Below are 12,197 nucleotides of genomic sequence, written 5' to 3'. Positions count from 1 at the left end.
CAAACTTCAGAGTCAAACTTCGGAATAATAACAATAGTTTCCCCTTACAGAATTTAAGTAAAATTAGTTCAACATATATAAAGTCAAAACACAGTAAGCATTGGTTAACAGGATTATTTAGGCTATAATTTAAAGGAACACATCATACATATTTAATGATATATCACATTCGCCTACTATTCTCGGTTTTAAAAATCGTTACCATGACGTACTTATTTATTAGCTAATCGCATCTCACAACAAATTGAACTGCTACTCATTGAATATCAAAAAATTGAAAGAAGCGATAAAATTGAGTTATAATAAAAAGAACACATCATACTAATATAATAACTGTATATAATCACTAAATAGTATTCTATTAATATCTAAATTTACCAATACAAGTAACGTATGATGTGTTCGTATTATACCTATAACAAACGGTATAAAGCAGATTGGCACAAACAGAGATTTTTAGCTATAATATAGAGAACACATCATACATGGATATATCATGAGTACCAAGTTTAATTTAAGAAGCAGTTTTGATTATCTATTCGAACAAATAAACATACTTTGTGAAGAAATAAAAAGTTCGGAAGTTGTAAATTGTGACTATTATTTACTACCTGAAGTCACAGAAGAAGATGAAAATAAAGCACCTGATAACATAAGTGTTTCAAAAATAACTGGTGATGTCGCGCTTGAAAAATGTTTATCCGGTTACCAAGATGTCTTTGTTGGGAATAAAAAAAGTGGAAAAATACTCACAAGACACCCAGGATTAATAGCAATTAATGATCCGAACTTCTCTTTAAAGTCGCGTATTATTGAAGTTAATAAAGCGAAGAAAAATTTCAAAGAAGCTATATTAGAAATAAATAACAATGATGCAAGGTTTGAAGCTGTTCACAATGCAGTACCAAACCTAATAACATTAGCGGCCTATCGAAAAATCCATTTTGAAGATGCAACCCCATACTCTGTACGTTTTACATGGATGAAGAAACATTCTTCAATGACATTATCAAAGAAAGTGGCATTAGAAATGTTGAATAAATCTTCAGGATATTCAAATCCACGAGTTATAGATCAGCAAAATTGGTTACAAATAGTAGAGTCAGAAAAACTTAGAGTGGGGAGCCTAAGTGAAAAGAGTAAGTTAAGGATTAAACGTCCTACAAGAGTGACGCCAGAAGTAAATGTTAGATTTTCAGCAAAAAATCGATATCACGTAAGTGCTGCACTCCCCTTCATATTGCTCAATCCTCAAAGCGAAACTAAAATTGGAGAGCTGACAAGTTACAGTAGTTCAAATGTAGATGTAAGAAAGAAAGATTATAGTTACTTAATTGAGCGAATTTACTTGGAAAACTTAGACTAATATTACAATAAATCTTTGGGATAGCCAATTTAACATAATTGACTATCCATCCGAATATTACTTTTTCACAATTTCTTCAAGAATATCTTCATCAATTATTTCAGCACTTTCAACAAGTCTTTTACCGCCTTGAATTTCGATTCGTTTGTTATGTTTATTTAGAGCCAGAATTTCTTCACAAAATTGTGCCGATGGATGCATTTCATACACGTAATCGATTATTCTACCGGATTGCTCATCTTTAACATTTGAAATGTTATATTCTGATATAGCGCCCTTTTCAATTAGGTCTTTCATTGTTGTAGTCATATCTCTACGAAGCGCTTTTAATTTGTTATCAGTAATTTCATCAGAAGAGTATATAGATCCATACTTCTCCATTATCGATAACAATCTAAAATGGTAAGTTTTACCAGGGGCAGCGTAACGCCATAAATGATAAAGCCTCAACATCATCCATCGAGACAATCCTCGTTTAAGCTCTTGTGCACTATTAAAGTAGTATCCTTTATACTCTAAGTTGTCGATCATATTGTGTACAAATGCATTCAAACATGCGACACACTTTATGTTTCCTCCCTGGCCTTTCTTACCACTAAAATGTAAAGAAGAGAGAAAATTCATATTTGATTCGTAAAAAGAATCGTCAACATCGCTATTTTTAGTGTCTGTAGCTCTGTATTTAAATGATAATTTTGAACCTTGAAGAGCTTCTAAAGACTCTTTTATTTGTGGATAAGGCATTGATTGACCAACAGCTTTCAACTCTTGCGCCAATTCATTCATCGAAAAAATTACCGCATATTGAATACCGGACTTAAAATTTATTTTTACAATTTTGCCCTTTGAAGCTAGACGAATTAAAGCTCGCTCAACTTTCTCTTCTCTATCAGACGGCCAGACAAGATACTCAGTTTCCTCTCCTTCTTTTTTACTACTTACAACAGCTGGAGTAATCTTAATTTCTCCATCATATAGAATGCCATCTACCTTTTCAGAAATTCTACGCGTTATAATTGTTTTTTTAGGAGCTTCTTCTAGTGGAAGTTTCTTGTGTCCAGAACGAACAAACCGACCCCAAAGATCATAATGATTGAAAGTATTTGAGTAAGCTCGTAGGCCATGATTTGTACTTTCTAAAGAAATTCTCACATCTTTGTTGTCTGTAAATAGTGCAAGACTTTCATTGTCTATCGCACTTTCAACTCCGTGGATTTGGCCACGAAGTGAATCAGGTAGATTATCAACAGAGATGTTTACCTTACGGTTCATTTTTTTACTTCCAGATTCTTTCGACAGCTAATAACAACACATTCAAAGGCAAAAGTTAAATGGTTAAGTTAGTATAAAAGTGATCTGAATTCAATTTTTTCTTTAGATCAGCTTTTTACCAACTTAAAGTAAAATTTGGATCGCTATTTTACCTACTAGCTGCATAAACATCGCGATTTTGCTGAAATTCAACTTAAAACCCTTATAAAATGCTCGTTAGATCGGGCAGCTGTGTATAAATGAAATACAAATTAGTAAAGATCAGATCTATCTGTAGTATAGATCTGATCTTTACTAACAGATTGAAGGCCCATTTACGAAAGTTGTGCATATCTTTAGAGATCTAGTTAGTATTTTTTTGATCTCTGGCGGGACAATTGTTTATAAACCTGTTGATAACCTGTGATTTAACATACTGGTCAATTTTTACTTAGTATATTTGTGATCTAAGTGTAGTTAAAGATCTGATCTTTACTACGTATTTTGTTGATCTGATTATTTTATTTTTATCATTGTAAAACAACAGTTTAAACTTGTATTTGGTGCTTTTAACCTTTATTACCTTTATACTTAACCATATCTAAACTCTTTAATTAATCTTATAGGTAGATTTTAAAATGATTTTTTGAGATGTCATGCTTTTAATATGTTTACCTTTCATTTAATGGACATTATAATAATATGTATCAGGTTAAGGAATATTAGTATGTCTATCAATAGCAATGCTCTTTCTACTTATAAACTGTTGAAAGCGACAGCAGAGGTTGCCGAGAAATCTCTTGAAGGTCGTATTCAACACTATCGTGCTCATTTGAAATCAGAAGATAAAGAGTTGCGTACTTATACCCAAAAAGCGGCAGCTGACCTTTTGGGTGTCAATAATAGAACTTTGAAAAGGCGCCACGACCAAGGCGATTTTGATCATTTGAGTATCCAGAAAGGCGCAAATGGTCACTATGCATATACGCTTAGTAATATTTTCGCGATGGCAGATACGCTTGGGATCAAGTCTGATCATAGGTCTGATCAAGACAAGCTACAAGTTATCGTAATAAATAGCTTAAAAGGTGGTTGTGGTAAAACAACGTCACTTGTCAACTTGGCTGCAGCATTGGCTACCACTAACATAAAGCGCTATCGTATCGGAATTATTGATCTTGATCCGCAAGGATCGTCATCTAGCTTTTTTCCATCAAATGATCACGAGCCAATAACCGTTGGGGACCTGATGCGTGATTGTATTGAATTGGATGAGGGAGAAACCTGGCCACAGCTAGTTTCCGAGTCATTTCAAAAAACACATATTCCAAACATTCGTATTCTACCTTCTGGCATGGATGACTTTTACTTTGAACATGAAACAGCAACGGAATTAAAAGAATCTTCAGGTTATGATCAAACAAGACATTATCATAAACTTAAAGAGCGTGTCATAGAGCCCGTTCAAGACGAGTTTGATCTAATATTGATAGATACTGCGCCCTCTTTGAATTTTATGTTCTACAACGCGCTCATGGCCTCTACAGCAATGCTTATTCCAGTTCATCCAGAAGCAGTAGATTTTGATGCAAATAATAAATACTTAAAACGCTTGGGCGAAATCTATCATACCGTGGCTGCATTGGGTCATGAAGGCTGGGATTTTATGCAGTTCCTCGTCACCAACTACGTGAAAGGTAATCACTCTCAAAGAGACATTGTTAAAGACGTAAGAACTGCCTTTGGACGACAAGTAATGAGTTATCCGATCAATCATAGCTCGGCGATTACAGCAAGTTCTTCATCTTTCAATACTATTTTCGATCAAAAAACTTCTGATTCACTTGCAAGCAGGGAGTCTTTGCTTAAATCACAAGAAAATATAAAAGATGTTGTAGATGAATTAGAAATGCTAATACGCTCCAATTGGGTGTCAACTCAATCAAGTTTAGACTAATAGAACACAGGCTAAAATATGGCTAGAAAACGTAAAAACGATACACGAATAGACCCTTTTGCAACCCCTGTAGAAAGTAGTAGTCTAGATGATTTATTGGGACAAGCGTCTGCCGGTCAAGAGGTTACGATGCCGGCACCAAGTGATCCAAACCGCCAGATCAAGCTGATCTGTGAAGTGATCCCTTGGCATAATATTGAAAAAGAAACATCGGTTTATGGAAAAAATCGTCGAGAGCAGTCTTTGCTGAATGAAAGGTCAGTTGCGGATATATTACCAGCGATACAAGAAGACGGTAAGAATATGCATCCTGCACTGTGCTGGAAGCAAGGTACATCTATGCTAGTTCTTTCTGGCTCAAGGCGGCGTAAGGCATGTTTGCTTGCCAAAGCTGATTATGTAGTCTTTAGCTCAGAAGACTTTACAGAAGATGATGCTAAAGCGCTTGCCGTATCTTCCGATCAATATATTGCGCCTAGCCTTTGGGAACTTGGTAAAGCTTACGTCCAAACACGCCAGAAATTACAAGACAGCGGGAAAAAGGGCTCATATCGCGAGATTGCTGGATTAGAAGGTGTTTCTCATACCGCTGTTGCTGACTCTATCAAGGCTTTTGAGCAGATTGACAGGGAAATTGTCTTGATGTACCCGACTCCTAATCATCTTGGCCGCGAAGTTGCTAAAAAATTGATCAGCGCATTGAAAGAGAGGCCTGAGCAGTTTGCAGGTAAGGTTTCTGGTTTAGCTCAGGCAGAGTTTCAAACTCAACCTATGAGCGACGAAAAGCGCGCGATAGAGATTACTAAATACCTAACAACGTTCGAAACAGAAAATAATAACCGAAATGAATGTTTGCTAGAAAACAAGTTTGTAAAAGTCCAGCGAAGCATTAATTCTGGGGCCGTTACGGTAAAAATAGACGATAAGGTGCTGACTGAAAAGCGTTTAGAACAATTGCAAAAATTGTTAAGTAGTTTTAATTAAATTGTAGTGGCCTAGTGTTCTAGGCCATACATATGCCTTTTTCACATCCAACCAGTCAGTTTTTCCTAATTTTGTGGGTTTTTCCTCTTTAGCTCAAAACCGTAATTTCATATACTGGTCTTTTACGTCTTGTTACTTGTTAAAAAATGTCCTCGCAGTTATCTAAAGAGCAGCTATTAGCTTTATTCGAAGAAATTAAGCAGGAACAGTCTTCACAGTTCCCGTTATCAGAGCGCTTTCTGAAGCAGTACTTTAGTTCTGCTATGTTAGCCAAGGCAAAAGAGTACGTGAATGATGATCAGATCTGCTTTTTGGAACATACCGATGATTTTTCGCGAATTGATGCGCAAGTACTAGGAAACTACGGTAATACCTTTACGCAGCACATAAAAATTGAGCAAATCAAAGGAACCCCTTCCGTTGAGGCTCAATGTTCCTGTTCAAATAATGCTAAATGTCGCCACATAGCAGCTGTTCTACTGAAACTTAAGGTAGAGCATTCTGGTGGGTTTGGTGAGTCTTTTATTGTAAACGACTGGTTTAACGAGTTGTCTTTGTTACAGCAGGCATCCGACTTAAACGCTGCAAATGTGTTGTTATTTGTATTGGAGCACCGTGGTAATGAACTACTTGTAAATCCAAAAATGTCTCCTCACAAACCTGATGGACATTATCCGTTAGGCCGCGCGCTAACCGAAAAACAATTAAACGCACATGTTCCACCTAAAGACATATTAGAGAGTGATTATAAGCTGTTCAGTTGGGTTCGCTCTCAAAATACACCTGGTCACTTTGAATTGTCTGGTAGTTGGGGATTTGCAGCATTACAACAGCTTGTCGCTACAAAGCGTTGCTTTTACGGAAATAGCCGTAAGCCGCTGCAGTTCGGCCATATGCAGCATTTAGACTTTACTTGGCAGGTTGAAAAGGACACGTTTAAGCTCGAGAGCAAATTAACAGGTGTCGAACAGTGGCTTCTAATTAAGTCTGATCCACCTGTTTATTTAGATACAGAAAATATGTTGCTCGGACGTATAGAATCTGAGTTAAGCGCATCTGAGATTGCACATCTGCAAACGATGCCCAGCATTCAAAAAGACAAAATTGAGGCTGTGATTAAGCGTTTCCAAGACATATTTGCTGATAATGTTATTCCACCTCCAACTGGTTTTGAACGACTGCTAGATAAAAATAAGCTCGTTGCAAAGCTGAGCCTGACCGAGGGCGAATTTAAACACTTAGCGCTATCTCTATTTGATTCTCAGACTAAGTATTCGACTGAAAAGCAACTTAATCGGTGCGAGAAAATGTTGCTAGGCCTTGGTTTTGAAGCTCAAAGCGATGGGTTTAAGTTACCTGTTGAAGACGAAGTCGCTTACCATTGGTACAACTGTGAAGTGCGTCCTTATTTGCAGCGTAAGATGTGGCAAGTTGATGAAATTCAGCAAGCCAAAAAGGTCCAAGTACCAAAAGTGACGCTACAGTTGAAACGAGACAAGAAGCATCATGTAATCGGCAAAGTCATGTTTGATGATAAGTTGATATTGCTTGACTGGGACAAAGTACCAAATCACGAAGTCAATTCGATTGCGAACGTATTTCAGTATGTCCAAATTGCAGAGCAATACTACGCGATTTCAAAAAGTATTTATGAAGAGCTTCTGCTTTTAAAGTCACGCTTTAGCTATTACTTGTCGAGTTCTCAGTTCAAATTTCCGCTGTCATATGCAAAAAAACTTTTTGAATTGGATGCTGTAGAAAGTGTTTCTGACGATGAACGATTACTTGATTACCTTGAAGAGTTAAACAAGCCAGTAAATGAAGACGCAACATTACTGGGAGCGAGCAATGACCGATTTACGCTAAGAGATTATCAGCTGCAAGGTGTAAATTGGCTTAAGTTCCTAAACCGTCATCAATTAGGAGGAATACTGGCTGATGATATGGGGCTAGGTAAAACCCTACAGGTGATCGCCTACTTCATTTCTCAACACAATACGCTGGTGACTAAGCCCTCTTTGATTGTGTGTCCGACGTCTTTGGTAGGCAACTGGCAGAATGAGTTTAAACGGTTTGCACCGCATTTGCCGGTTTTAACAGTTCATGGAAGTAACCGTGATAAACAACTCAATCAAGTTTCACAAGCCCGTTTTATTATTACTACTTACCCATTGTTGAAGCGTGATTTGGCGCACTACTCTGAGCTGCATTTTGATTCGATTGTATTAGACGAAGCGCAATATATTAAAAATGAAACTGCGCAGATCTCTAAGTGTGTCAAACAATTAGCTGCTGAATTCAAGCTGTGTTTAAGTGGTACTCCTGTTGAAAACAACTTAATGGAGCTTAAGTCACTATTGGATTTTGTTATGCCTGATGTATTAGGCACCAAGCAGCAATTTAAACAGCACTTTCAAATTCCTATTGAAAAGGAACGTGACAGCCGCAAAGCGAAAGAGCTGCAATCTTTGATAGCGCCTTTTATATTACGAAGAACCAAGTCTGAAGTTGTACGAGAACTACCTGCAAAGACAGAGCTTATTAAAAAGCTAGAGTTTGGCTCAGAGCAAGCCGCACTGTATCAACACGTGCAGAACCAAATTGAATCGAGTTTAATCGACTTGTTCAAAGAGCAAGGTGTTGAGAGTAGCAAGTTAGCCTTTTTAGATGCTTTATTAAAGTTAAGACAGATTTGCTGCCATCCAGGGTTGGTTGATAAAGGTACCGAATATTTAGAAAGCGCAAAATTTAAATGGCTAGGGGCACACTTACCAATTCTGCTAGAAGAAGGGCGCAAAATAATCATATTTAGTCAGTTTACAACTGTGTTAGATATGATCTCTAACCTGTGTGATGATCAAAATATTCCATATACGATGCTAACAGGACAAACAAGGCTGCGGGATAAGGCCATTGCAAGGTTTACAGAGGGTGAAGTCGACGTGTTCTTAATTTCGCTCAAAGCGGGCGGTACTGGCCTTAATTTGACCCAGGCTGATACGGTTATTCACTTTGACCCTTGGTGGAACCCAGCGGTTGAGAACCAAGCTACAGATCGCGCCTATAGAATTGGTCAGGATAAGCCTGTATTTGTCTATAAGTTAATCGTGGCGAACTCGATAGAGCAAAAAGTTTTTCAGATGCAAAAAGATAAACAAGCACTGGTGGATGCCCTATTTGCTGATACGGGCGTGAACTTAAGTGAGTTTAATGAAGCACAAATGCTTGAATTGATAAAAAGTTAAAATTAATTTTGAACTTTTAAAAGGGGCCGTAGTCTACTCTTATGCACGTTGTTAGAGCAGTTAAACAATGAGCACATGTTGATTTCCCCTTATTAATTACGTTACGTTTTTTGTAATAAACCAGCTCAATATGAGCTGGTTTTTCTTTTTCTGGGAGCTCATCGTTAGAATCGGGGCTCAGACTGAAATATTTCGGCTTCGTGTAATATAGTGTAATTGCAATTACCCTTTTTTCTGGTTTTGTTCCACATTTGATCCATATTCTTTCTCTTTAATACACACATAGGAAAAAAACACCAAATGAATTGGACTTAAGGCGGGTAAACTATGTTGTGCTATGAAAACTCAATTTCGCAATTAAACTTTATTGAACCTCAATCGCTGTGCGACTATGATCTGATTAACGAAGTTGCAAACTCTGAAGACTTGGCAAGCATCTTAGGCATGTTGTTATTTGACGACACTTTGTCCTCTGGCTTGAAAAAACAAGTGAAGCAGCAACTAAGAGTATTGAAAGCTAAAAAGAGAAACTAATGGAAGAAACTAACCACATTTTGATTGTCGAAGATGATTTTGATATTGCTGAACAGGTGATGCTGTTTTTTAAAGCATCTGGATTTCAAATATCACATATTGCTGACGGCGCAGAAGTGGTTGATTGGGTAAGGGCTAATAGCCCAGATGCCATTTTAATGGACATCATGTTGCCTAATCAGGATGGTGTTGCTTGTATGCGACAAATCCGCGAATTTTCAATGGTCCCTATCGTCATGCTAACAGCAAAAGTATCTGAAGCCGATCGCCTTAAAGGCTTAGAGTTTGGAGCTGATGACTACGTATGTAAGCCATTTAGTGCAGCTGAATTAGTAATGCGTATAAAAGCAATTTTGCGCCGCTGCAGCACTGTACAGGCTCCTGAAAAGCCTGCAATTGAAGTTAACGAAGGGCAGTTGTTGGTTTTATTGAAAGGACAGTCTTTGAGTCTGACAAAAGTCGAGTTTGACGTGTTTGCGATGCTTTATAATGCACCAAATCGAGTGTTTTCTAGACAGCAGATCCTTGATCACATTCAACCAGACAATTTTGATATTTCCGACAGAGTTATAGATAGTCATATCAAAAATATCCGTAAAAAAATTAAAAATATCGAGTTTTCACCAAAAATAGTCGAGTCTGTTTATGGAGCGGGTTACCGCTTTAACGAACAGCACATTGATAGTTGATAGCCTATCTGATGGAGTTAGCTTATTAAGACTAACTCTTTGCTTTTCTCTTATAAAAATTCAATTTTCCTCCCTTCATCTAAGTGAATGATGTTACGTACTCAGGTATGATTTAACTAGATTTAATCTAAAGAGTCATACTATGTTTTGGACTACTTGGTCTGCCCTCCCGTGGAGCACTATTGTCACTTTGTTAGGGATCGGTGCCGTATCGGCCAGTATTTTGTTTTCCGTTGTTATTTTTTTTATAAAGCAAAAAAGCCGAAATGAACTACTCCTAGCACAAAACCAGCTAGCTATGTTTGAATCGGCTAATCAAGAAATGAAAGCTGAGCTAGCCGATACCAAACAGCAGCAGTTAAAACTACATGGTGAGGCCCAGACATATCAAGCTCGTCTGGCTGAAAAGCACTCGCAACTTAAAGAGTACTATGGTCTGTGGCAACAAGTTCAATTACAGCTAAAAAGTGAACAAGACCGAGCACATCAGTTAGAACTGAAATTGACAGATCTGGAAACAACATTAACTGAGAAGCAACGCGCTTTTGAGGTGCAAATCCAGCAATTAGAACAGGCTAAAGAGACTTTAAAGCAAGAATTTGAAAACCTGGCTGGTAAGATTTTCGAAGAAAAGAGTCAGCAATTTGCACGTCATAGTCAGGAAAAAATCCAGCATATTCTGACACCTGTACAGGGAGAACTTAAAGGTTTCCGTGACAAAATGGAAGCAATTCATAGTGAAGAGTTAAAACAGCGTGCGGCGTTGCAAACTGAGTTGCTTCACTTACAAGCAAATAATCAGGCGATGACTGATCAAGCCAGTAAACTCACCACAGCATTACAAGGCCAGACTAAAACTCAGGGCAATTGGGGTGAACTAATGCTCGAGAATGTACTGGATAGTGCAGGTCTTAGACCCGGTTATGACTATAAACGAGAAGTAAGTTTTACTACCGAGCACGGTAAGTTTCGTCCTGACGTGATCGTATATTTGCCGCAAAATAGGCATCTTGTTGTCGATGCAAAAACCTCTTTAAATGCGTATACACGTTATGTTAATGCGCAAGAAGATATGCTCGCGCAACAAGCTTTGAAGGAGCATGTGACAGCCATCAAAGCGAGAGTTAAAGAGTTAGGTGATAAATCTTATGAGCGACTACCTGGTTTGAATTCGCCTGAAGTGGTAATTATGTTCATTCCAGTAGAGTCTGCATTTGTTGAAGCCATCAAGTATGCACCTGACATTTACCAATACGCGCTTGAAAATAAAGTGTTAGTAGCAACACCAACTACTCTGCTAACAAGTTTAAATATTGTGAAGCAGCTTTGGCGTTTTGAAGAACAAAGCAAACACAGCAAAGAGCTGGCGATTCGAGCTGAAAAGTTTTACGCCAAATTGAATAGCTTTTTGCATAGCTTGGAAGGCGTAGGTAAACAACTTGAGAAAGCCCAAGAAACCTATGATAAAGCCCTTGGACAGCTCTACGCTGGAAAAGGCAACTTAATTAAACAGGCATCTGAATTTAAAGAATTGGGTGTTGCCGTATCTAAAGATTTGCCAGAAGAGCTGCTAGAAAAAGCCAAGTTAGAACTTGAGTAATTATGAGGCATTAAAAAAGGGCCTTAAGCCCTTTTTTATCTAGTACACAAAGCGTAGTCGCCATTTCTTGGCTTATCGGAATAGAGGAAAATGTAAAGCGCGTTGTTTCTTACATCATTCCATACTTTACTGCTAGGGTGAGGACAAAGCGATTGCTGAATATAGCCTTTGATCTCGCTGCTGGTCATTGCTAGCCTTGTTGGGATCTGAATAAATACATTTAGCTCGCCGTCGTTAAAGTTTATGCGGCTTAATTTCCAGCTACCCATCATAAACTGCTTTGTAAAATAGCGGTTGATGCGCTTTTGTGCTTCAGCACTTATATCTGCATGTACAATTGTTTTTGAGTTGCTATCTGCCCAATAATTCCATGCTGACGCTAAGATCAGAAAGCCTGCAAGCAACAAAGACCAAAAAGGTAAGACCTTATTTGTTTTAGGTCGTACTTTTGACTGACCTCTTTTTCGCTCGGCTATTTTCACCCAATCATTATGTTTCATTGTACGCTGTGACATAAATTAATTCCTCCCGTTCATGTTGCTTATTAAAACAAGGCAATGTGGATAGAAAA

The 12,197-nt window shown here is 37.8% G+C and carries 9 protein-coding genes; 7 read left to right on the top strand and 2 right to left on the bottom strand.

What is annotated here, in order from left to right:
* Positions 1–496: 496 nt before the first annotated feature.
* The gene (locus tag N480_RS12755) at positions 497–1,366 is read left to right on the top strand and encodes a DNA replication terminus site-binding protein (RefSeq protein ID WP_063372883.1); all 870 of its coding nucleotides are present in this window, start codon (positions 497–499) and stop codon (positions 1,364–1,366) included.
* 57 nt (positions 1,367–1,423) lie between these two features.
* On the opposite strand, the gene N480_RS12750 is transcribed toward N480_RS12755, so the two are convergent.
* Positions 1,424–2,638, bottom strand: a complete 1,215-nt coding sequence (locus tag N480_RS12750; RefSeq protein ID WP_063372882.1) for a hypothetical protein — start codon at positions 2,636–2,638, stop codon at positions 1,424–1,426.
* 706 nt (positions 2,639–3,344) lie between these two features.
* Here N480_RS12750 and N480_RS12745 point away from each other — a divergent pair.
* The 6 genes from N480_RS12745 (at position 3,345) to rmuC (ending at position 11,626) form a co-directional block, all read left to right on the top strand.
* Complete coding sequence (locus N480_RS12745) at positions 3,345–4,574, top strand: AAA family ATPase (RefSeq protein WP_063372881.1); 1,230 nt, start codon at positions 3,345–3,347, stop codon at positions 4,572–4,574.
* 18 nt (positions 4,575–4,592) lie between these two features.
* Positions 4,593–5,558, top strand: coding sequence for a ParB N-terminal domain-containing protein (locus tag N480_RS12740; protein WP_063372880.1), 966 nt, complete (start codon positions 4,593–4,595; stop codon positions 5,556–5,558).
* Positions 5,559–5,704: 146 nt separating this feature from the next.
* The gene (locus tag N480_RS12735) at positions 5,705–8,803 is read left to right on the top strand and encodes a DEAD/DEAH box helicase (protein ID WP_063372879.1); all 3,099 of its coding nucleotides are present in this window, start codon (positions 5,705–5,707) and stop codon (positions 8,801–8,803) included.
* A gap of 327 nt (positions 8,804–9,130) precedes the next feature.
* Complete coding sequence (locus N480_RS12730) at positions 9,131–9,337, top strand: hypothetical protein (protein ID WP_063372878.1); 207 nt, start codon at positions 9,131–9,133, stop codon at positions 9,335–9,337.
* Positions 9,337–10,026, top strand: coding sequence for a response regulator (locus tag N480_RS12725; protein ID WP_063372877.1), 690 nt, complete (start codon positions 9,337–9,339; stop codon positions 10,024–10,026). The genes N480_RS12730 and N480_RS12725 overlap by 1 nt, the downstream gene beginning before the upstream one ends.
* Before the next feature lie 142 nt (positions 10,027–10,168).
* Positions 10,169–11,626, top strand: coding sequence for a DNA recombination protein RmuC (gene rmuC / locus N480_RS12720; protein WP_063372876.1), 1,458 nt, complete (start codon positions 10,169–10,171; stop codon positions 11,624–11,626).
* A gap of 35 nt (positions 11,627–11,661) precedes the next feature.
* Here rmuC and N480_RS12715 read toward each other — a convergent pair whose 3' ends face one another.
* On the bottom strand, positions 11,662–12,141 hold the full coding sequence (locus N480_RS12715) for a hypothetical protein (RefSeq protein WP_063372875.1): 480 nt from the start codon (positions 12,139–12,141) through the stop codon (positions 11,662–11,664).
* Positions 12,142–12,197: the final 56 nt, after the last annotated feature.

It is taken from the genome of Pseudoalteromonas luteoviolacea S2607, assembly GCF_001625575.1.
Lineage (GTDB): Bacteria > Pseudomonadota > Gammaproteobacteria > Enterobacterales > Alteromonadaceae > Pseudoalteromonas > Pseudoalteromonas luteoviolacea_E.
Note: the sequence above shows the minus strand (reverse complement) of the source record. Positions and strands in the feature narration are given on the sequence as shown.